The organism is Kitasatospora sp. NPDC028961, from assembly GCF_055564815.1.
Genome location: NZ_JBVHVO010000010.1, coordinates 172,851 through 194,387 on the forward strand (window position 1 = coordinate 172,851; position 21,537 = coordinate 194,387).

A 21,537-nucleotide genomic window follows, 5' to 3' on the forward strand; every position below is an offset into this window, starting at 1 on the left:
CCGGGAGGACCGGCGACCGGTCCTCCCGGCTCTCGCCCGCCCTGACCCGGCTCCGGGCCCGGAAGAGGCGCAGGGCCGGGACGAGACACCTGACCAACGCCGGCTAGACGCCGCGGACTTCGAACTCCCAGAGGGAGTAGCCCCAGGTGGTCGCGCGCTGGGTGGCGTACATCCGGATGTAGCGGCCGGTGCCGTCGAGTCCGGTGAGGGTGCTGGTTCCACCGGTGCCGGTGGTGGTGGAGTAGACGGTGCGCCAGGTGACGGCGTCGTCGGAGACCTGGATCTGGAAGGCCCGGGCGTAGGCGGCCTCCCAGGTCAGCTTCACCTCGTGGACGGTGCGGGTGGTGCCGAGGTCGACCTGCAGCCACTGGGGGTCCGCGTACTGGCTGGACCACCGGGTGCCGTAGCTGCCGTCGGTGGCGCCGGTGGCCGGCAGGCCCGCCGTCTCGGTGGAGGACGCGGTGGTCGGCCGGTTCAGCGCCAGGTCACCCGGACCGGTGTCGGTGGGCTGCCCGGGAGCACCGCCGACGGCCGCGATCACCTGCTGGAACCCGGTGTAGGAGGCCGCCGGCTTCGGTGATCCCCAGGTCTGCTGGGCCAGGGCCCGCAGGGGGTTCCTGATGCCGGCCGCGATCTGGGTCGTGGTCTCCGCGTCGGGCCGGTCGCACCACACGTGCAGGAGCGACCCGCTGTTGCGCGAGCGGTCGTCGATCGTGCCCCCGTTCTGGAAGATCCCCGGGTTCCACTGCTCGTACATGTAGGTGGTGTTGGGCTTCGCGCCACCGAGGACGTAGTAGGTGGGCGTCCAGGAGCTGTTGACGATCCGGTGGCCGGTGTTCAGCAGTTGCTGGGGGGTCATCCCGAGGTTGTACCAGTAGTCGACGGTGATGTCGGCGTTCACGGGGATGGTGCCGTCGCCGCCGCTGATGCCGTCGTTCCACATGCGTGCCGTTTTGCCGCCGGCGCGCACGATGCCGTCGGCCCACCGCACGAACCCGTAGTAGACGTCCTTGGCCTTGGCGTTCGCGCCGTACTGCTGCCTGGCGTAGGCGAGCAGCTGGGGGTAGGACCCGTAGTCGACGCCGTACTCGTCGGCGCCCAGGTGCCAGGTGCCGTGCGGGAACAGCGGCATGAACTCGGTGATCAGGTCCTTCATCAGGACGTAGGAGGCGGGGTTGGAGAGGTCGATGTCGCTGCCGTCCGGGGTGCTCCCGTTGGCCGCCCGGAGCTTGAGCTCGGGGTGCGCGGCGAGGACGGCGTCCATGTGCCCGGGCATGTCCAGCTCGGGCAGGACGGTCACGTGGTACTTCGCGGCGAACGCGACGAGGTCGGTGATCTCCTGCTTGCTGTAGTGGTCGGCGGAGACGATCTCCGGGTGGGTGGAGCTCTCCAGACGGAAGCCGAACGTGTCGTTGAGGTGCAGGTGCAGGGTGTTGAGCTTGGTGTACGCCATGTCCCTGATCTGGTTCCGCAGCCAGGGGATGGGGAAGAACTTGCGGCCGGTGTCGACCATGAGGCCGCGCTCGGGGTAGGCCGCCCAGTCGCGGGCGGTGCCGGCCGGGATGGTGGGGGAGAGCTTCAGCAGCTGCAGCACCGAGCGGGTGCCGTAGAACGCGCCGCCGTCGGTCGCGGCCTGGATCCGGACGGACGGGCCGACGGTGAGCGAGTAGCCCTCGCTGCCGAGACCGGTGTCGGCGGATCCCAGCGTCAGGAAGATGTCGCCGGCCGCGACCGAGGCGGCCGATCCGGTGGTCCGGGCCACGGGGATGCCGGTCAGCGCGGCGATGTCCTCGGCGAACACGGCGGATTCGTCGGCCAGTTGGGAGGCGTAGGCGCTGTCGGTGACGATCCGCGAGCCGGTGCCGAGCGTGTACGAGGGGCCGGAGCCCGCACTCCACTGCTGGAGCGCGGGGATCGTCTGCGGGGCGGTGCCCGCCGCGACCGCCTGCGGCGGGGTGGTGGCCGTCACCCCCGCGACGAGCAGAGCGAGTACGCCCAGTAAGCGTACCGGGAGTCGAAGACCCTTCATGGGTGATCCTCCTTGGTGGGGCAGGGCGTTGTCACGCCCATGGTCTAGACCAATGGCACGCACCTTGCGTCGGAAGTACAGTGCAAGCTCCTGATCGATGTCAATGGACTACGAGCAACAGTTGGCATTCATTGATCAACATCCGTCATTCGGCTGGTTCTGGTCCATGGGAAGGCCCCCGGTTCCGGCACATGAGGCGCATGAGGCACATGGGACGGCCCCGCCCCCCGAGACCGCGGGGGCGGGGCCTGGCGCCGGTCAGGTGTCGAGAGGGTTCCTCACAGCTCCCGGACCTGCGGCGGGTTGCCGCCGGAGGAGACGGAGAGCGTCCCGTGCTGGATCTGGAGGTTGCTGTTCCTGACCAGCATCCCGTTGCCCTTGGCCATCGAGACGCTGCTGTCGCCGTAGGTGACGGCGATGCCCTGGGCGAAGGTCACCCACTGCGTGAACTCGTTGATCCCGTAGAAGAGGATCCGGTCCGGCATGGTGACGAACATCCGCTCGCCCTCGTGGTAGAGCTTCATCCCCCCGGTGGCGGTGAGCAGGCCCTTCACCCGCACCCCACCGGTGACCCAGGCCTCACCGGAGACGCGGGCCTGCTCGGTGTGCAGCACGCTGAGATCGGCCTCGCCGGCGGTGACGGTGCCGAGTTCGTGGCCGCCGTCGCGCAGGACGCGGACGCCGTTGGCGGGGAATTCTATCCAGCCGTCGGTGGTGCTCCGGCCCTGGACCCACTTGGTGTTGATGCCGTTGAGGTCGGCCTTGTCGGCGGCGATGACGCCCCATTCCTGGCCGCCGTCCTTGTGGACGTCGATGCCGTTCTGCAGGAAGTCGATCCAGCCCTTGCCGCCGTCGCGGTCGCCGACCCACGTGGTGTTCAGGCCGTTCAGCTCGGCCTTGTCGGCGGTGAGGGTGCCGAGGTCCTGGTTGCCGTCCTTGTGGAGGGTGGCGCCGGGCTGGGTGAAGTCGATCCAGCCCTTCCCGCCGGCCCGGCTGCCCGCCCACGTGGTGTTGACGCCCTCCACGTCGGCCCGGGCGGCCGTGAGGACGCCGAGGTCGCTGTTGGTGCCGTGGTACACGTTGACGCCGATGTCCGGGAAGGTGATCCAGCCGGCGCTGTCGGTCCGCCCCTGGACCAGCCGGGTGGTCACGTTGTCCACGTCGACCTTGTTGGCCCGCACCGTCCCCAGGTCGCGCTTGGCGTCGCGGACCTCCAGGCCGCCCGCGGTGAAGGTGACCAGGGCCTTGTTCGCCGTCCCCTCGATCCACGGCGTGCGCGTCCCGCTCTCGAACTCGGGGACGAGCGCGTGGACGGTGGTGGTGAGGAAGTACCCGCGCTGCTGCCCGCCGCCGGGGGCCTTGGCGACCAGGGTGTACGTGGTGCCGCGCTTCGGGGCGGCGGTGGGCCAGCTGTAGTCCCGGTGCGCCCCCGCGGCTCCCTGCACGGCCGGCTCGCGGTGGACCTCGGCCCCCGTCGGATCCAGGATCGCGTAGTCGAGACCGGTCGGCCCGTCCCACTGGAGCACCAGGGTCTCGCCCGCGTCCCCGTTCACCAGGGACCGCTGCGCGCGGAAGTTGCGCGGGACCCTCGGCGTCTGCTTCACCAGGCCCAGGGTGGTGGTGCAGTGGTCCCGCCGCATGGGTTCGTTGGCGTCGCCGCCGCCGGCCTTCTCGCGGATCTCCAGGAGGGTGAGGCCCGCGCCCTCGGAGACCGGGATGTTCTCCAGCTTCAGGATCAGCGCCCCGTGGCTGCTCAGGAGCGCGTTCTTCCTCGTCGGGGGCTGCGCCTGGGAGAGCTGCGCCCGGAAGTGGCCCTGGGCGCTGTCCCAGCGGAACTCCAGCGCGTCGTCGAACGGGCTCTGGTACGTCCGCTCGACGCTCGCGGTGACCGCCGCGGCGTTGTCCGTCAGGTCGGAGGACATGGCGAGCAACGGCATCACCACGTCGATGTACTCCCACTCCACCTGGGACTGGTGCGTGTTGGAGACGATCACGTAGACCGTCCCCAGGGAGGGTTCGTCCTGGAGCGACGCCTGGAGGGACGTCGGATCGGCGACGAGCTCGTAGTGCAGCAAGGATGACACAGCGCGGACTCCCTACCTCGGTGTTCCACACGACGGGGCGGCCGACAGGACGGGTGCCAACCGACCCGTCGACGGTAGGCACCGCCCTGCGGCCCGGGTGTCGCGATTGCCCGGAGCTGGCCCGAACCGGCCGTCGTCTGGCCTGAACTCCCTTGGAAGGCAAGGAGGTTAGGGTGATCGATGGTTCGTCCGGGGTGGGAGCGGAGTCCACTCGGGGCGGTCCGGGCAGCCCCTAGGCCAGGAAGCCCCGGAGCAGGGCGGCCGTCCCGGCGAGGTGCTCCTCGGTGGCGCGGCGGGCGGCCTCGCCGTCGCCGTCCAGGATCGCCCGGACCATCGCCCGGTGCTGGTCGGCGGCGTGCTCGATGTTGCGGTCGAGCATCGGGATGGCGTTCAGCAGGTCGTTGAGGCGCATCCGGGCCTCGGCGATGCCGGTGGCCAGCGTGCGCGAGCCGGTGAGCTCGCCGACGGCGAGGTGGAAGCGCGAGTCCAGCTGGCGGTACCGCTCCGCGGGTGCGCCCTCCAGGTCGGCCAGCCGGCGCTCCAGGTAGGCGCGCTGGTCGGGGGAGAGGGTGCGCCGGGCGGCGGCCTCGGCGGCGCCGGTCTCCAGCACCAGGCGGTAGGTCAGCGCGTCCTCCAGTTCGCCGCCGAGGTCGCGGACGGCGCGGCGCAGCTCCCCGACGTCCGGCGGCGGCATCCGGTAGGTGACGAAGGTGCCGCCGTAGCGGCCGCGGCGCGACTCGACGCAGTCGGCCTCCTGGAGCGTGTGGAGCGCCTCGCGCAGCGTCTCGCGGCTGACCCCGAGCCGGGCGGCGAGGTCGCGTTCGGCGGGCAGGCGGTCGCCGTGCCCGAAGACCCCGAGCTTGATCGCCTGTAGCAGGCGTTCGACGGTCTCCTCGAAGGCGTTGCCGGTCCGGACGGGCCGGAAGATCGCCCCGGCCTGCCAGTCCAGGCGCGCCTGTTCGCGTGCTTCGTCGACGTCCACGCCGGAATCGTACCTATGAGCGCCCTCCGGCACGCACCTTCCGACTCGCGCCCCCGGAGCCCTTGACGCGGCCCTGTCGCTGGGTGAACGATGCTGCTCACCCACCTCAATGGTCTGGTTCCAGACCATTGGAGAGCCGCCCGACCGTCTGACCCGCCGGGAGCCGCGCACCACACCGCCGTGGTCGCGCACGGCCCGGCACACCCTCAACCCCCAGGGGTGCCCATGACCGACGAACGCTCACCCGACCACCCTGCCCCGCCGGTGTTTCCGGACGGCGCACCACCCGTTTCCGCCGACGAACAACGCCTCCGCGAGCTGGGCTACACCCAGGAGCTCGCCCGCTCGATGTCGGGATTCTCCAACTTCGCCGTCTCCTTCTCCATCGTCTCGATCCTGTCCGGCTGCCTCACCCTGTACGGGACGGGGATGAACGCGGGCGGACCCGCCATGATCATCTGGGGCTGGCCGGTGGTCGGCCTGCTGACGCTCTGCGTCGGGCTGGCGATGGCCGAGATCTGCTCCAGCTACCCGACCGCCGGCGGCCTCTACTACTGGTCCGCCAAACTCGCCCGCAGCCGGGGCCCGGCCTGGAGCTGGTTCACCGGCTGGTTCAACTTCCTCGGCCAGGTCGCGGTCACCGCCGGCGTCGACTACGGCGCCGCCTTCTTCACGAACGCCTTCCTCAGCCTCCAGTTCGGCTTCGCGGCCGGCCCCGCTCACACCGTGGAGATCTTCGCCGTCATCCTGGTGCTGCACGGCCTGCTCAACACCCGGGGCGTGCGGCTCGTCGCCTTCCTCAACAACCTGTCCGTCTGGTGGCACCTGGTCGGCGTCGCCGTCATCGTCGGGGTGCTCGTCCTGGTGCCGGACCGGCACGCCTCCGCGTCCTTCGTCCTCACCGAGTTCGTCAACAACACCGGCTTCCACAACCAGCTCTACGTGGCCATGCTCGGTCTGCTCCTCGCCCAGTACACCCTCACCGGCTACGACGCCTCCGCGCACATGACCGAGGAGACCCAGGACGCGGCCCGCTCCGGCCCGCGCGGCATCGTCAACGCCATCACCGTCTCCCTGGTGGCCGGCTGGATCCTGCTGCTCGGCATCACCTTCGCCATCCGCGACTACGACGGCGCGCTGCACAGCGACACCGGGGTGGCGCCCGCCCAGATCTTCATCGACGCGATCGGCACCAACGGCGCCGAGCTGCTCCTGCTGATCGTCATCGGCGCCCAGTTCTTCTGCGGCATGGCCTCCGTCACCGCCAACTCCCGCATGATCTACGCCTTCTCGCGTGACGGCGCACTGCCCGGCTCCGCCCTCTGGCACCGTATCGACCCGCGCACCCAGACCCCCACCAACGCGGTCTGGCTGGCGACCGGCGGCGCGCTCCTGCTCGGCCTGCCCGCGCTCTGGAACTCCACCGCGTACACCGCCGTCACCTCGATCTCGGTCATCGGCCTGTACATCTCCTACGTCATCCCGGTCTACCTGCGGCTGCGCCAGGGCGAGGCCTTCCCGCGCGGCCCGTGGCACCTGGGCCGCTGGAGCCGGGTGATCGGCACCGTCGCGGTCGGCTGGACCGCCGTGATCACCGTCCTGTTCATGCTCCCCACCGTCAGCCCGATCACCGCCGAGAGCTTCAACTACACGCCCGTCGCCGTCACCGTGGTGGTCGGCTTCGCCGGCCTCTGGTGGCTCGCCTCCGCCCGCCACTGGTTCACCGGCCCCCGCATCCACGAGACCCCGCCGGGGCCCGCCGCACCGGACGCCGAAGACGCCGAACTGGAGATCCGTTGAACAGCAGGCTCACCCTCGACGAGCTGCGCGCCCGCGTGGCCGACGGCTCCGTCGACACCGTCGTGCTCGCGATGACCGACATGCAGGGCCGCCTCCAGGGCAAACGCGTCGCCGCCGGCTACTTCCTGACCGATGTCGTCCCGAACGCCGCCGAGGGCTGCGGCTACCTGCTCGCCGTCGACATCGACATGAACACCGTGGACGGCTACGACATCTCCTCCTGGGAGAGCGGCTACGGCGACCTCACCCTGCGCCCCGACCTCGCCACCCTGCGCGCGGTGCCCTGGCACCCGGCCACCGTCATGGTCCAGTGCGACATCACCCAGCACGACGGCACGCCCGTCGCCGTCTCCCCGCGCCAGGTGCTGCGCCGCCAGCTGGACCGGCTGGCCGGGTACGGCTGGCAAGCCCAGGCCGCCACCGAGCTGGAGTTCATCGTCTTCCGGGACACCTACGAACAGGCCTGGGACAAGGACTACACCAAGCTCACCCCGGCCAACCAGTACAACGTGGACTACTCCGTCCTCGGCACCGGCCGGATCGAACCCCTGCTGCGCAGGCTGCGCAACGGCATGGCGGGCGCCGGCCTCACCGTGGAGTCGGCGAAGGGCGAGTGCAACCTCGGCCAGCACGAGATCGCCTTCAAGTACGCCGACGCCCTCACCACCTGCGACGACCACTCCGTCTACAAGACCGGCGCCAAGGAGATCGCCGCGCAGGAGGGCTACAGCCTCACCTTCATGGCCAAGTACGACGAGCGCGAGGGCAACTCCTGCCACATCCACCTCAGCCTCCGCGACGAACAGGGCGCGCCGGTGTTCGCCGGGGACCGGCCGAACGGGTTCTCCCGCACCATGGAGCACTTCCTGGCCGGACAGCTCGCCTGCCTCGCGGACTTCGCGCTGCTGTTCGCCCCCACCGTCAACTCCTACAAGCGGTACGTACCCGGCAGCTTCGCGCCCACCGCGATCGCCTGGGGACGGGACAACCGCACCTGCGCCCTGCGGGTGGTCGGCCACGGCTCCTCGCTGCGCTTCGAGAACCGCGTCCCCGGCGGCGACGTCAACCCCTACCTCGCGGTCGCCGCCCTGATCGCGGCCGGCCTGCACGGCATCGAGCAACAGCTGGAACTCGAACCGGAGTTCACCGGCAACGCCTACGCCTCCGACGCCCCCCGGGTACCGGCCAACCTGCGCGACGCGGTCACCGCCTTCGAGCGGAGCGCCGCCGCGGGCGAGGCCTTCGGCAAGGACGTCGTCCGCCACTACGCCCACGCCGGCCGGGTCGAACTCGCCGCCTACGACCGGGCGGTGACCGACTGGGAGCGCCGCCGCGGCTTCGAACGGCTGTGACCGCGCCCGACGACCCCGCCCGAACCGACCCGACCCCGGGCGCCCGACACCGATGCCCCGCCCGACCCGCCCCCGCCCGACACCGACCCGCCCCCGGCGACCGTGACCACAGAGAGCGACCGTGAACCCTGACCGACGCCCCCTGATCGGCATCACCAGCTACCAGGACGAGGCCGCCTGGTCCGTCTGGCGCCAGCGCGCCAGCCTCGTCCCGCAGACCTACGTCGACTCCGTCGCCGCGGCGGGCGGCACGCCCGTGCTGCTACCGCCGCAGCCCGGCGGCGCCGGCCCCCTGCTGGACGCGCTGGACGGCCTGGTGCTGGCCGGCGGGCCCGACATCGACCCCGCCCGCTACGCCGCCGAGGCCGACCCGCGGACCGGCCCACCGCACCAGGCCCGCGACGACTGGGAGCTGACCCTGCTGCGCGGCGCCCTCGACCGCGACCTGCCGGTGCTCGGCGTCTGCCGCGGCATGCAGCTGCTGAACGTCGCCCTCGGCGGCACCCTCCGGCAGCACCTGCCCGAGCGGAGCCACCAGATCGTCCCGGCCGAGTTCGTCCGCCGCCGCGTCGACGTCGAGGAGGGCAGCCGACTGGCCGCCGTCCTCGGGCCGGCCGCCGAGGTCAACTGCTACCACCACCAGGCCACCGACCGCACCGGCAGCGGGCTGCGCGTCACCGCCCGGGCCGAGGACGGGACGGTCGAAGCACTCGAACTGCCCGGCCACCGCTTCGCGCTGGGTGTCCAGTGGCACCCCGAGACGGACCCGGACGACCCGCGCCTGTTCCGCGCGCTCGTCGAGGCGAGCCGCCTTCCCGCCGATCACGCTTCCGCACGCCCCAGGGAGACGACCCGATGACCGAACCCGACCTCTACCAGGTGGTCAACCCCGCCACCGAGGAGGTGATCAGCACCGTCGAACTGGCCGGCCTCGCCGAGACCGACGCCGCCGTCGCCCGCGCCCGGGCCGCCTTCGACACCTGGCGCCGGGTCGCCCCCGCCGACCGGGCCCGGCTGCTGCGCGCCTTCGCCGCCGCCGTCGACGGCGGCCGGGAGCACCTCGCCGCCCTGGAGGTGGCCAACGCCGGCCACACCATCGGCAACGCCCGCTGGGAGGCCGGCAACGCCCGCGACGTCATCGAGTACTACGCCGCCGCCCCCGAACGGCTCTTCGGCCGGCAGATCCCGGTGGCCGGCGGCCTTGACGTCACCTTCCAGGAACCGCTCGGCGTCGTCGGCGTCATCGTGCCCTGGAACTTCCCGATGCCGATCGCCGCATGGGCCCTGGCCCCGGCGCTGGCCGCCGGCAACACCGTCATCGTCAAGCCCGCCGAACTCACCCCGCTCACCGCCCTGCGGCTGGGCGAACTCGCCCTCGAAGCCGGCCTCCCCGAGGGCGTGCTGCAGATCCTGCCCGGCCGCGGCCCGGTGGTCGGCGCACGCTTCGTCACCCATCCGGACGTGCGCAAGGTGGTGTTCACCGGCTCGACCCGGGTCGGCAAGGAGATCATGGCGGGCTGCGCCGCCCAGGTGAAGCCGGTCACCCTCGAACTCGGCGGCAAGAGCGCCAACCTCGTGTTTGCCGACGCCGACCTCGCCAAGGCCGCCGCCACCGCCCCCTACGCCGTCTTCGACAACGCCGGCCAGGACTGCTGCGCCCGCTCCCGGATCCTCGTCGAGGCCTCCGTCCACGACGAGTTCATGGCGCTGCTGGAGCCGGCCGTGCGGGCCGTGCGGGTCGGCGACCCGGCCGACGAGAAGACCGAGATGGGCCCGCTGATCTCCGCCGCCCACCACGCCCGGGTCGCCTCCTACGTCCGGGACGAGTCGGCGGTCGCGTTCCGGGGCACCGCTCCGGACGGCCCCGGCTTCTGGTTCCCGCCGACGGTGCTGGCGCCCGTCCGGCACGACGACCCGGCGTTCACCGAGGAGATCTTCGGACCGGTCGTCACCGTCGTCCCGTTCCGCGACGAGGAGGACGCGCTGCGGATCGCCAACGCCACCCAGTACGGCCTCTCCGGGTCCATCTGGACCAGGGACGTCGGCCGCGCCCTGCGGGTCTCCCGCGGTGTCGAGGCCGGCAACCTCTCCGTCAACTCGCACTCCTCGGTGCGCTACTCGACGCCCTTCGGCGGCTTCAAGCAGTCCGGGCTCGGCCGCGAGCTCGGCCCGGACGCCCTCGCCGCCTTCACCCAGACCAAGAACGTCTTCATCTCCACGGAGGAATGATCAGCATGAGCGAGCGACTCGACGGCCGGGTGGCCGTCATCACCGGCGCGGGCAGCGGCATCGGTCTGGCCACCGCCCGGCGGTTCGCCGCCGAGGGCGCCAAGGTGGTCTGCGTGGACCTCGACCCGGAGACCGGGTCCAAGGCCGCCAACGAGGTCGGCGGCCTCTTCGTCCAGGCCGACGTCACCGACGAGGACGCCGTCCGCGACCTCTTCCAGCGGGCCGTGGACGAGTACGGGCGGCTCGACATCGCCTTCAACAACGCGGGCATCTCCCCGCCGGACGACGACTCGATCCTCACCACCGGCCTGGACGCCTGGAAGCGGGTCCAGGAGGTCAACCTGACCTCCGTCTACCTCTGCTGCAAGTACGCGATCCCGCACATGCAGCGCCAGGGCAAGGGCTCGATCATCAACACCGCCTCCTTCGTGGCGGTGATGGGCGCCGCCACCTCGCAGATCTCCTACAGCGCCTCCAAGGGCGGGGTGCTGGCGATGTCGCGCGAGCTGGGCGTGCAGTTCGCCCGCGAGGGCATCCGCGTCAACGCCCTCTGCCCGGGGCCGGTCAACACCCCGCTGCTCCAGGAGCTCTTCGCCAAGGACCCGGAGCGCGCCGCCCGCCGCCTCGTCCACATCCCCGTCGGCCGCTTCGCCGAGCCGGAGGAGATCGCCGCGGCGGTCGCCTTCCTGGCCTCCGACGACTCGTCCTTCATGACCGCCAACACCTTCCTCGTCGACGGCGGCATCTCCGGCGCCTACGTCACCCCGCAGTAGTCCCCACCGCACCACCGGGACCGGCCGGCGCACCGCGGGGTGCGCCGGCCGGTCGTGCGTTCCCGACGGCCCGGCCACCGTGCAGCGGAAACCCGGTGTGCGTGCAACCTTTCGACCCGCTCACCGCATCTACCTGATGTCAGGGTGCTGTGAGGGGGAGGGGCGCTTCAGGTGTAGTCACGGACCCGCGGACCAGGGGCGGGTGTCGGCGTCCGGTCGCCGCCGGACCGGTGGTTCGTCAGCGTTCTCCTCATCGGCGGGGTCTTCTCGGGAATTCACCGGAGGCCCTTGTTTTCGCATGCCGTCCGAAGAAATGCGCGGCGGAATTCACGGCCAGGCTCCGGGTATCTGTGACACGGTCGGGACATTGCCGTTCGACTGATCGTTCGATGCGTCAGAAATGGGCGCTAGCATTCCGGCATGGCTTCTCAACTTCCCCCGATATGGAATGCGTCCGACGCCGGAGAGAACCCCCCGGCGCGAAGTTCGCCACTGCGGCTGGTCCGCCACGGTGGGACCTTCCTGGGCGTGAGCGTGGTGTCCGGCGCGCTGCTGGCCGGTGTGGCCCTGCCCGCCGTCGGCGCGTTCGGGCTGACCGCCAAGAGCACGGCGGAGAGCTTCGAGGACATTCCGGGCGAATTCAAGACGCCGCCGCTGACGCAGGCCACGCAGATCTTCGACGCCAAGGGCGGGCTGATCGCCAAGGTCTACGAGCGCGACCGCACCGTCATTCCCGCCGACCAGATGTCCCCGTTCATGCGCCAGGCGCAGGTCGACATCGAGGACGCGCGGTTCTACGAGCACGGCGCCGTGGACCTCAAGGGCGTGCTGCGGGCGGCCAGCAAGAACGCGGAGAGCGGCACCGCCTCGCAGGGTGCCTCGACGCTGACCCAGCAGTACGTGAAGAACGTCAATGTGGAGAAGGCCGGCGAGGACCAGGCGGCCGTCCTGGAGGCGCAGCGCAAGACACTGGGCCGCAAGATCCAGGAGCTGAAGGTCGCCATCAAACTGGAAGAGGAGATGACGAAGGACGAGATCCTCACCAACTACCTGAACATCACCTATTACGGTCACGGCGCGTACGGGGTGGAGGCGGCCTCGCAGCGCTACTTCGGCAAGAGCAACAAGGACCTCACCGTCGCCGAGGCCGCCACGCTGGCCGGCATGGTGCAGAACCCCTCGCTGTACGACCCGGTGCGCTACCCCGAGAACACGGTGAAGCGCCGGAACGTGGTGCTCGACAAGATGGTCGAGAACAAGCACCTCACCGCGGACCAGGCCAAGGAGGCGAAGGCCGCGCCGCTGGGTCTGCAGTACCGGGAGCCGCAGAACGGCTGCATCACCGCCCAGGCGGGCATGGGCTTCTTCTGCGACTACGTCCGGCACGTGGTGAAACAGGACCCGGCGTTCGGCGCGAGTGCCGCCGAGCGGAAGAAGTTCTGGGACCAGGGCGGTCTCAACATCTACACCACCATGGACCCGGACAAGCAGGCCGCCGCCCAGAACGCGGTGACCACCAAGGTGAAGGTCACCGACTCGGTGTCGGCCGCCGCGACCATGATGGAGCCGGGCAGCGGCAAGATCCTGGCGATGGCCCAGACCCGCCCCTACGGCCTGGACGCGCAGAAGAACCAGACCGTCGTCAACCTCAACGTCGACGCGGCGATGGGCGGCGGCAACGGCTTCCAGCCCGGGTCGACCTTCAAGCCGATCGTCGCGGCCGCCGCGATGGAGGCGGGCCTGTCGCCGGTCACCGAGTACTCCTCCCCGAACAAGCTCGAGTACCCGACGATGAAGACCTGTGCGGGCACCTGGAAGAACACGGACAAGCCCAGGACGGTGGTGCCGAACGAGTCCGCCAGTGAGAAGGGCCCCTACCAGCTGAAGGAGGCGATGGCCCGCTCGATCAACACCTACTTCGTGCAGATGGAGCAGGAGATCGGCCTCTGCTCGGTCAAGCAGATGGCGAACAAGCTCGGCATCACCACCCGGGCCAGCGGCAAGCCCCTGGACGAGGTACCGGCGATGGCGCTGGGCGTGGAGGAGATGAGCCCGCTGACCATGGCCAATGTCTACGCGACCTTCGCCGCCGGGGGCAAGTACTGCGCCCCGACCGCGATCAACAAGATCACCACCGTGGACGGCAAGGACATCGCCGTCCCGGCCGCCAACTGCGGCCAGGCGTTCTCCGAGTCGACGGCCCAGGTGCTGAACACCATCCTCAACGGCGTGACCGCGGACGGCACCGGCTCGGCGCTCAACCTGGAGGGCGACCGGCAGATCGCGGGCAAGACCGGCACCTCGGACAAGAAGCGGGCCGCCTGGTTCAGCGGTTACACCCCGCAGCTCGCCACGTCGGTCTGGCTCGGCGGGCCGGCCGGCGGTGTCGAGATGCGCAACATCACCATCGGCGGCAAGCACTTCTCGGAGGTGTTCGGCGCCGACGGCCCCGGCCCGATCTGGCAGCTGGCGATGAACCTGGCCCTTCGCGGGGAGCCGAAGAAGTCCTTGAAGATGGCCGACATCCCCGACCCGGCGCCGAAGACCGACCCCAATGCCAGCGGCTCGACCCCGCCGTCCGCTCCGCCGGCCACCACCCCGGCCGGTCCGCAGCACTGATGCCCGCGGATGGTCGGGGTGCGCGCCCCGACCACCCGCCGTGGTTCTCCCGTCGCCGGGCTGCCGGGCGGCCCGGCGGCCCGCGGCTCAGGGGCGGTGTCGGAGGCGCCCGTTAGCCTGGCGCCATGCCTTTGATGAGTCACGCCGTGCTGACCGACCCGGAGTTCCTCGTCCCACCGGTCCCCGACTCCCCGCCGGGCGGCGTCGCCTGGCTGAGGTCGTCCGTCGCGCGCTTCAGCAGCGGCGCGGCCCACCGCCGCAGACGGGCGCTCGCGGAGGCCGAGCTGGCGTCCCTCGACCCGGACGCGCTTCGGCTGCGGGCGGCCGAGCGGGGGGACGGGCCGGTCGAGGTGCTCGCCGAGGCGCTCGGCCTGCCGCCGGAGGTGGCCGGCGACGTCGCCGTCGTGGCGGCGTCGTACCAGCCGCACACCGCGGTCACGGAGGAGGCGGACCGGGCGCTCGCCCGGCTGGTCGAGGTGTGCGGAGGCGTCGCCGACGAGGCCACGGCCAACCGGATCGGGCTGCTCGTCCAGGCCTGCGACGCGACCAAGGCCCTGGTGGCCCACACGGTGGCGGGGCGCACCGATCCGCCGGTGCCCCTGACCCGCCGGGTGGCGCCGGACGGCACGCTCGTGGAGGTCGGCCTGGCGGACGAACCGTTCGGCGCCGGCCCGCACGCCTGCCCCGGCCGTGCGCACGCGCTCGCCCTCGCGGCCGGCCTGGTGGAGGCGACGTCCCGATGACCACCGCCTTCCACGCCCTGCACCACGCGGACCGGCCGTTGCTGCTGCCCAACGCCTGGGACTTCGCCTCGGCCGCGGCGCTGTCCGCCGCCGGGTTCGCCGCCATCGGCACCACCAGCCTCGGCGTGGCCGCGGCCAACGGCATTCCCGACGCCGCGGGCCTGGCCCGGGAGGAGACCGTGGCACTGGCCGGGCGGCTGGTCCGGCTGCCCTGTCCGGTCACCGTCGACATCGAGGCCGGCTTCAGTACGGACCCGGCCGAAGTGGGCGACCTGGCAGTCGAGTTGGCCGAGCTGGGAGTCGCCGGGGTCAACCTGGAGGACGGCCGCGACGACCACCTGGCCGACCCCGCGGCGCAGGAGGCGCTGGTCCGCGAGGTGAAGCGCCGGGCGCCGGGGATCTTCCTCAACGCCCGCACGGACACCTACTGGCTCGGGGTCGAGGCCTCGGTGCCCGCGACGCTGGACCGGGCACGACGGTACGTGGACGCGGGTGCCGACGGCGTCTTCGTGCCCGGTTTGGCGCGCGAGGAGGACATCGCCGCCGTGACGGCCGCGGTGCCGGTCCCGGTGAACGTCCTGCACCTGCCGGCGCTGGGCCTGGACCGGCTGGCGGAGCTGGGCGTGCGCCGGGTCAGCACCGGCTCCCTGCTGTTCCGTGCGGCCCTGGGCGCCGCGGTCGGCACGGCGGTCGCCGTCCGGGACGGCGGACAGCTGCCCGCCGGCATCCCCGGCTACGCGGAGGTCGACGCGCTCAGCGGCTAGCCCGGGGCCGACCGGCCGGGGTGGCCGACGCCGCCGCACGGGGCCGGCGCCGGACACCCCGGCGGTCCGGGGAGGTCACGGCGTGCCGTGGCGGAGGATGTCGAGGACTTCGTCGGTGATCGCGGCCTCGTTCCGTTCCAGGTCCGGGCCGGTGAGCCGGTCGGCGTGCTCGGGGAGGCCGGTGAGCACGGGGGTGTGGAGGTGGCCGCCGGGCAGCCGCGGGGCGAGTTCCAGCCGCAGTCGGTTGGAGCGGTAGGCCACCTCGTTGGACAGGTACCCGCCGCCCCCGCCCTCGACGGCCCGGGAGCCCGGGGTGGGACCGTCCGCGCGGTCGACCGGCGCGTCGCCCCCGGCGGGGATCTCGGTGACCACGGTGTTCAGCTGGACGGGGTACGGCTGCTGCACGGCGGTCATCGCCCCGGCGGGCAGGGTGGTGGCGATGAACTCGGCACCGGGCCCCATGCCCGGGGCGGTCACCGGGTGCTCCCGGGTGCCGCCGGAGAGCGTGCCGGTGTTGTCCGGGTACGGGTCGGCGGAGCGGGCGCGGCCGGCCCAGGCCTCGACGGTGAACAGCCCGGGGTAGCCCTGGCTGATGGTGGTGATCTGGTCGGCGGACCGCGGGCCGGGGGAGAGGCGCGGACCGAAGGCGCGCTCGACGATGCCGTGGTCGAAGTCGGCGTAGCGGACGGGGAGCAGTACGGCCCGGATCTCGGCCCGGGTGCCGTCCGCCAGGGTCATCCGCAGACCGTTCAGCCGCAGGGCGGCGGCGCCGGAGGGGTTGGCGCGGCGGAGCTCGCCGTCCAGGCCGAAGGGGTCGAAGCCGCTGACGAACACCCGGCGCAGGCCCGGCGTCCCGCTGAACTCGTTGTCCAGCAGCCCGCGGGAGGCGTCCTCGAACCGCGAGCGGAGGTCGGCGGTGTCGACGGCGAAGGCGGGCTGCCACTGGGCGAGCCGGACGGTCATGGCCAGCCGCGTCCAGTAGAGCGGGCGGTCGTCCCGGGCGGGCAGGTCGCCGCCGCGCCGCCGGTCCTGGGCGCGGTCCACCGCCGCCCGCCAGAGCGCCCGGCCCCAGGCGTCCACGAGCTCCCGGGCCTCGGCGGCGTTCCGCGCGGAGCACAGGGCGGCGGGGAACCTCCCGACGAAGTCACCGAGCCCGGCCCGCTCGGTGAAGGCGGCCGCCCTCGGATCCGCCAGCCGTGCCTGTTCGGCGTCGACCGGGGGCGCGGCGGCGGTGCGACAGGCGGGCTGGGCCTGGGCCGCCGCGCTGGTCGGGAACAGGGGGAGGGCGAGCGCGCCGACGAGGCTCGCGGCCAGGAGATAGCGGGTGCATGTCATGAAGTGTGACATTACATCGATCTGCTGACGCTCCGCCAGATCGTCCCGGGGCCGCCTGCCCCGCTGCTGCCGGCGGCGCCGGGCCCCGGCGTGGACGGTTGACACCGCCGTGCCCCGATCCCTAGCGTGAGGCGCTCCGTCATTACCGGCCGGTAGGGAACGCTCATGGATGCCGAACGCCCGTACGACCTGGTCCTGTTCGGTGCCACCGGCTTCACCGGCGCGCTGACGGCCGAGTACCTGGCCCGGAACGCGCCGGCCGGCTGCCGCTGGGCGCTGGCCGGCCGCAACCGGGGCAAGCTGGAGGCGCTGCGCGCGCACCTCGCCACCCTGGAGCCGGGCTGCGCCGACCTCCCGCTGCTCATCGCGGACTCCACCGACCCCGGCTCGCTGCGGGAGGTGGCGGCCGCGGCCCGGGTGGTGGTCTCCACCGTCGGCCCCTACCTCAGCCACGGGGAGCCGCTGGTGGCCGCCTGCGCGGACGCCGGCACCGACTACGTCGACCTCACCGGCGAACCCGAGTTCGTCGACCGGATGTACCTGCTGCACCACCGCCGGGCCGTCGAGACCGGCGCCCGGCTGGTGCACTCCTGCGGCTTCGACTCGGTGCCGCACGACCTGGGAGTGCTCTTCACCCTGGAGCGGATGCGCGAACTCGGCGCCCTGCCCGACGGCGCCGCGGTCTCGGTACGGGGCTTCGTCCGGGCCGGCGGGACGTTCTCCGGCGGCACCTTCGCCTCCGCGCTGACCGTGATGTCCCGCCCCCGCGCGGCCGCCCGGGCCGCGCGGGAGCGCCGCGCCGCCGACCCCCATCCGGCCGGCCGCAGGATCAGCGCCAAGGCCGGCCCGGTCCGGCGGTCGGCCGAGGCACGCGCCTGGGCGGTGCCGATGCCCACCATCGATCCGCTGGTGGTCGCCCGCTCGGCCGCCGCGCGGCCGGACTACGGCCCGGTCTTCCGCTACGGCCACTACGCGGCGGTCCGGCGGCTCCCGGTGCTGCTGGCCGGCGGCGCCGGACTCGCCCTGCTGGCGCTCGCCGCCCAACTGCCGCCGCTGCGAAGGGCGCTGACCGGCCTGCGCAAGCCCGGCGCGGGGCCCAGCGCCGAGCAGCGCGCGGCCTCCTGGTTCACCGTCCGCTTCGTCGGCGAGACCGGCCCCGGGCACCGGGTCTTCACCGAGGTGTCCGGGGGCGACCCGGGCTACACGGAGACCGCCAAGATGCTCGCCGAGTCGGCGCTCAGCCTCGCCTACGACGAACTGCCGCCCACCGCCGGCCAGGTCACCCCGGCGGTGGCGATGGGCAGCGCGCTGATCGACCGCCTGACCGCGGCCGGTCTGCGCTTCACCGTCCTGGACGCTCCGCCGGCCACCGCCCCGAGCCGGGGGTAGCGCCGGGCACCACGACGGCAGGGCCCCGGCGCCCCGGCCCGGCCGGGCCGGGGCGCCGGTCAGGACAGGATCTCGATGAACCCGTCGGTCCCGTGCACGCGGATCCGCTGCCCGTCCCGGATCAGCCGGGTGGCCCGCTCGACGCCGACGACGGCCGGCAGGCCGTACTCCCGGGCGATCACCGCGCCGTGGGTCATCAGGCCGCCCACCTCCGTCACCAGCCCCGCGATGCCGACGAACACCGGCGACCAGCTGGGGTCCGTGAAGGCCGTGACCAGGATGTCGCCCGCTTCGAGATCGGCCTTCGCCATGTCGAGGACGACACGGGCCCTTCCCTCGACCGTCCCGGCGGACACCGGTACGCCGACCAGGGCCCCGGCCGGCACGTCGTCGCGCCGGTACGACCCGGTGAGGGCCTCACCGTCCGAGGTGAGCACCCGGGGCGGCGTGAGCGCGTGGTACGAGCGGAACGCGTCCTTGCGCCGCCGGAGGAGCCCGGCGTCCACCCGGTGCGTTCGTACGACGGTGTGGAGTTCCTGGAACGTGAGGTGGAAGGCGTCCTCCCGCTCGGTCAGCACCCCGGCCTCCACCAGGCGTTCGGCCTCCCGGAGCAGGGCCTGCTTGTAGACGGCGTAGCGGCTGATGATGCCGTACTTGGGGTACTCCCGGTACCCGATGAAGGTGCGGACCCGGTCGATCATCGCCTTGGTCTCGGCGGCCTTGAGGTCCCCCTCCGGCAGGGCCCGCAGGCGGGTGAGCACGTCCTGTTCCTTCTGCTCGGCCTTCCGCCGCCCCTGCTCGAAGCGCCGTGCGGCGGCGCCCGGCTCGAAGTTCCGGACGTGGTCGAGGATCACGGGCACCAGCGTGTCGGGGCGTTCGCGCCACCGCGGCCTGGTGATGTCGATCTCGCCGACGCAGCGCATGCCGTACCGGTCGAGGTAGGCCTCGATGGCGTCCCGCGCCTCGGTCCCGCCCGCGAGCTTCGCCAGGTCGTCCAGGAAGTCCTCGTCCTTGACGCCCCGCAGGAACGCCACCACCTCCGGGTGCGGGCGGATCACGTCCGCGACGTCGAGCAGCGCCAGCCCCATCTCCGACGTGACGTTGTCGGGGGCGGACAGCGTCAGGGTGTCGGCCGCGTTCTTCTCGCCCAGCCACTCCCGTAGCTTGTCGTTGAGCCACCAGGTGGCCTCCATCCCCGCCATGATCGCCTGGAGGCTCAGCGGGTCGCTGAGCACCCGCTTGTGCTCCTCGAAGGCCTCCAGCAGGAAGTCGAACAGCGCCGGTCCGGTCTTCGTCCGGATGTCGCGCTCCAGAGCGGCGACGGACGCCCGGCTGCGTTCGATCAGCCCGGTGACGATCGCCGGATCGGTCGCGATCGGGGTGGGCGCGCCACCGGCCGGCGGGCCGGCGGGCGCCGTGTCCGGGACCGTCGGGACGAAGTCGCCGCGGTCCAGGACGGTCTCCAGCGCGTCCCTGACCAGCGGATCGCCCCTCCCGATGAGGTCCAGGAGGGCGACCCGGCCGGTGGGCGAGGCGAGGCGCGGGGTGACGTCGACGAACAGCCTGCCGCCGGCCTCGTGCATCGCCACCATGGCCGTCAGCTGCCACATGGAGTACCCCAGCGGCTTCATGGGGTCGGTCATCATCTGACCGTGACCGACGGAGACGTAGACGTGGTTCTCCCGGTCGCCGCGCTCGGGGACCGGGAACAGCGTCGTGACCGGCCGGCTCTGCACGATCCGGAAGCCGTCGTCGACCAGGCACCACTCGATGTCCTGCGGGGTGCCGAAGTGCGCCTCGATCCGCCGCCCGAGCCGCACGAGCCGGAGGACCTGCGCATCCGTCAGCGCGGGCTGCTCGCGGCGCCGCGGCTCGATCGCGACCTCCCGCGTACCGCCGCCCGGCAGGGCGTACAGGGCGCGCTGCTTGGCGGCGATCGTCCGGACGACGACCTCGTCGCCGCGCACCTTGAAGACGTCCGGGTTCACCAGCCCGGAGACCAGGGCCTCGCCGAGGCCGAAACCGGCGTCCACGGTGGCGACCGTCCGGTCGCCCGTGACGGGGTCGGCCGTGAACAGGATGCCGGCCGCCTCCGGGAGGACCATCCGCTGCACGACCACGGCCATCCGGACCGTACGGTCGTCGATGCCGTTGCGCCGGCGGTAGACCACCGCCCGCTCGGTGAACAGCGAGGCCCAGCACAGGCTGACGTGCCGGAGGACCGCCGCCGGCCCCACGACGTTCAGATAGGTGTCCTGCTGGCCGGCGAAGGAGGCCGTCGGCAGGTCCTCCGCCGTCGCGCTGGAGCGGACGGCGTAGGCGGCCCGCTCGCCGAACCGGGCGAGTGCGCCGGTGATCTCCGCCGCGAGGTCGTGGGGGAGGGCGATCTCCTCGACGGCCCGACGGATCCGCGCGCTGAGGGTGCGGACCCCCTCCCGGTCGTCCGGGTCCAGGAGCGAAAGTCGGTCGAGCAGACCGTCGATCGACGGAGCCTCCGCCATGATCCGCCGGAAGGCGTCCGTCGTCACGCAGAAGCCGTCCGGCACGTGGACGCCTTCGATCCGCGAGGGCGCGCCCAGGTGCGCACCCTTGCCGCCGACGATCGCGCTCCGGCTCTCGTCCACCTCATGAAGATCCCGCACGTACTGCTCATTCATTGCCGTACCTCCGGGGCAGCCGTCTTCCCTTGCGCTGCGGCGGCCGGTCGGATCACCGGCGCCCGCGATTTCGTCGAACTTCCTGTCGAGCACGTTCCTCATTCCCGCCGGCCGTTCCGCCGGCGCGTCGGCCGGGGCACGCCCCACGCATCCGCATCGGGCGCCCGCGACTCCACGGCTGGTCCTGCCGCTGGTCCCGCCACTGGGCCTGCCACTGATTCGACGCCACCGTGCCCGCCGTGCGTCGACAGCGACACACGGCCGGCGCACCCCGATTTCCGCGGGTGGTGGCTTCGGCCGACGATTCTGCACCGTGCCGGGGGCCTTGCGGCAAGCCCCCCGCTGCGCTATATCTTGATAACGGCAAGGAGATTCTTCTCCTTGCCTTCGCCATTTCCGGGCCCATTCCCGTCCGATGGAATGACGAGCTTCTCGCGACGTATGGGCGCACCGCCGTCCGCCGGATCCGGGCGTGGAGCGGGTGGGGCGGGTGGGGCGGGCGGGGTGGTTCGCCCGGCGTGGTGCGTGAGGTGGGCAGGTGCCGGGTCCGCACCAGCGGTGCTGCTGTTTTCGGCCGAGCCGCGTCGGACCCGGGTGGGTTGTGCAGGAGTTTTCACAGGTGGCGGCGCCGGTTCCGGTTTGCGGTGCTCCATGATCCGATGGCTTCCGGCCGAACTTCCCGAGGCCCATTGCCGCAGGTGCCGGGACTGGTGGAGGCTCCCCTTCAGACAGCGAGGGTGCGGCCTCCAGGTGTTCCTCTACGAGATTGGACTACACCATC

Annotated in this window: 14 protein-coding genes; 9 read left to right on the forward strand and 5 right to left on the reverse strand. The window is 72.2% G+C overall.

Annotated elements, in window-relative coordinates:
- Window positions 1-103: 103 nt before the first annotated feature.
- The 3 genes from ACZ4UX_RS20255 to ACZ4UX_RS20265 form a co-directional block, all read right to left on the reverse strand.
- On the reverse strand, window positions 104-2,029 hold the full coding sequence (locus ACZ4UX_RS20255) for a family 20 glycosylhydrolase (protein ID WP_465707653.1): 1,926 nt from the start codon (window positions 2,027-2,029) through the stop codon (window positions 104-106).
- Between the two features lie 278 nt (window positions 2,030-2,307).
- Complete coding sequence (locus ACZ4UX_RS20260; RefSeq protein ID WP_465707654.1) at window positions 2,308-4,113, reverse strand: hypothetical protein; 1,806 nt, start codon at window positions 4,111-4,113, stop codon at window positions 2,308-2,310.
- 232 nt (window positions 4,114-4,345) lie between these two features.
- Window positions 4,346-5,095, reverse strand: a complete 750-nt coding sequence (locus tag ACZ4UX_RS20265; RefSeq protein ID WP_329485424.1) for a FadR/GntR family transcriptional regulator — start codon at window positions 5,093-5,095, stop codon at window positions 4,346-4,348.
- Window positions 5,096-5,320: 225 nt separating this feature from the next.
- On the opposite strand from ACZ4UX_RS20265, the gene ACZ4UX_RS20270 reads away from it, so the two are divergent.
- The 8 genes from ACZ4UX_RS20270 to ACZ4UX_RS20305 all read left to right on the forward strand — a co-directional run bounded on the left by ACZ4UX_RS20270 (window position 5,321) and on the right by ACZ4UX_RS20305 (window position 15,375).
- Window positions 5,321-6,895, forward strand: coding sequence for an amino acid permease (locus tag ACZ4UX_RS20270; RefSeq protein ID WP_465707655.1), 1,575 nt, complete (start codon window positions 5,321-5,323; stop codon window positions 6,893-6,895).
- Window positions 6,892-8,247 carry a glutamine synthetase family protein gene (locus tag ACZ4UX_RS20275; protein WP_465707656.1) on the forward strand — a complete coding sequence of 452 codons (1,356 nt, stop codon included), beginning with the start codon at window positions 6,892-6,894 and terminating at the stop codon, window positions 8,245-8,247. Before ACZ4UX_RS20270 ends, ACZ4UX_RS20275 begins: the two co-directional genes overlap by 4 nt.
- A gap of 121 nt (window positions 8,248-8,368) precedes the next feature.
- Window positions 8,369-9,106: a gamma-glutamyl-gamma-aminobutyrate hydrolase family protein gene (locus tag ACZ4UX_RS20280; protein WP_465707657.1), complete on the forward strand. Its 738-nt coding sequence runs from the start codon at window positions 8,369-8,371 to the stop codon at window positions 9,104-9,106.
- Window positions 9,103-10,476, forward strand: coding sequence for an aldehyde dehydrogenase family protein (locus ACZ4UX_RS20285; protein ID WP_465707658.1), 1,374 nt, complete (start codon window positions 9,103-9,105; stop codon window positions 10,474-10,476). Before ACZ4UX_RS20280 ends, ACZ4UX_RS20285 begins: the two co-directional genes overlap by 4 nt.
- Window positions 10,473-11,249: a 3-oxoacyl-ACP reductase gene (locus tag ACZ4UX_RS20290; protein ID WP_465707659.1), complete on the forward strand. Its 777-nt coding sequence runs from the start codon at window positions 10,473-10,475 to the stop codon at window positions 11,247-11,249. Before ACZ4UX_RS20285 ends, ACZ4UX_RS20290 begins: the two co-directional genes overlap by 4 nt.
- A 528-nt stretch (window positions 11,250-11,777) precedes the next feature.
- On the forward strand, window positions 11,778-13,868 hold the full coding sequence (locus ACZ4UX_RS20295; protein WP_465707660.1) for a transglycosylase domain-containing protein: 2,091 nt from the start codon (window positions 11,778-11,780) through the stop codon (window positions 13,866-13,868).
- 125 nt (window positions 13,869-13,993) lie between these two features.
- Window positions 13,994-14,611, forward strand: a complete 618-nt coding sequence (locus ACZ4UX_RS20300; protein WP_465707661.1) for a hypothetical protein — start codon at window positions 13,994-13,996, stop codon at window positions 14,609-14,611.
- A complete protein-coding gene (locus ACZ4UX_RS20305; protein WP_465707662.1) occupies window positions 14,608-15,375 on the forward strand; it encodes an isocitrate lyase/PEP mutase family protein in 768 nt (255 codons plus the stop codon). The genes ACZ4UX_RS20300 and ACZ4UX_RS20305 overlap by 4 nt, the downstream gene beginning before the upstream one ends.
- A gap of 75 nt (window positions 15,376-15,450) precedes the next feature.
- On the opposite strand, the gene ACZ4UX_RS20310 is transcribed toward ACZ4UX_RS20305, so the two are convergent.
- Window positions 15,451-16,710 (reverse strand): pyroglutamyl peptidase, encoded by a 1,260-nt coding sequence (locus ACZ4UX_RS20310; RefSeq protein WP_465707663.1) that lies wholly within the window; start codon window positions 16,708-16,710, stop codon window positions 15,451-15,453.
- Between the two features lie 165 nt (window positions 16,711-16,875).
- Between ACZ4UX_RS20310 and ACZ4UX_RS20315 the strand changes: the two genes are divergently transcribed.
- Window positions 16,876-18,099 (forward strand): saccharopine dehydrogenase family protein, encoded by a 1,224-nt coding sequence (locus ACZ4UX_RS20315; protein ID WP_465707664.1) that lies wholly within the window; start codon window positions 16,876-16,878, stop codon window positions 18,097-18,099.
- A 59-nt stretch (window positions 18,100-18,158) separates the two neighbouring features.
- On the opposite strand, the gene rph is transcribed toward ACZ4UX_RS20315, so the two are convergent.
- Window positions 18,159-20,756 carry a rifamycin-inactivating phosphotransferase gene (gene rph, locus ACZ4UX_RS20320; protein ID WP_465707665.1) on the reverse strand — a complete coding sequence of 866 codons (2,598 nt, stop codon included), beginning with the start codon at window positions 20,754-20,756 and terminating at the stop codon, window positions 18,159-18,161.
- Between the last annotated feature and the right edge of the window lie 781 nt (window positions 20,757-21,537).

Excerpts from the sequence above, each read along its gene's own strand:
- ACZ4UX_RS20315 (WP_465707664.1), top strand. The coding sequence starts at position 16,876 with ATGGATGCCGAACGCCCGTACGACCTGGTCCTGTTCGGTGCCACCGGC.
- ACZ4UX_RS20310 (WP_465707663.1), bottom strand. The coding sequence starts at position 16,710 with ATGACATGCACCCGCTATCTCCTGGCCGCGAGCCTCGTCGGCGCGCTC.
- ACZ4UX_RS20255 (WP_465707653.1), bottom strand. The coding sequence starts at position 2,029 with ATGAAGGGTCTTCGACTCCCGGTACGCTTACTGGGCGTACTCGCTCTG.
- ACZ4UX_RS20270 (WP_465707655.1), top strand. The coding sequence starts at position 5,321 with ATGACCGACGAACGCTCACCCGACCACCCTGCCCCGCCGGTGTTTCCG.
- rph (WP_465707665.1), bottom strand. The coding sequence starts at position 20,756 with ATGAATGAGCAGTACGTGCGGGATCTTCATGAGGTGGACGAGAGCCGG.
- ACZ4UX_RS20305 (WP_465707662.1), top strand. The coding sequence starts at position 14,608 with ATGACCACCGCCTTCCACGCCCTGCACCACGCGGACCGGCCGTTGCTG.
- ACZ4UX_RS20300 (WP_465707661.1), top strand. The coding sequence starts at position 13,994 with ATGCCTTTGATGAGTCACGCCGTGCTGACCGACCCGGAGTTCCTCGTC.
- ACZ4UX_RS20285 (WP_465707658.1), top strand. The coding sequence starts at position 9,103 with ATGACCGAACCCGACCTCTACCAGGTGGTCAACCCCGCCACCGAGGAG.
- ACZ4UX_RS20290 (WP_465707659.1), top strand. The coding sequence starts at position 10,473 with ATGATCAGCATGAGCGAGCGACTCGACGGCCGGGTGGCCGTCATCACC.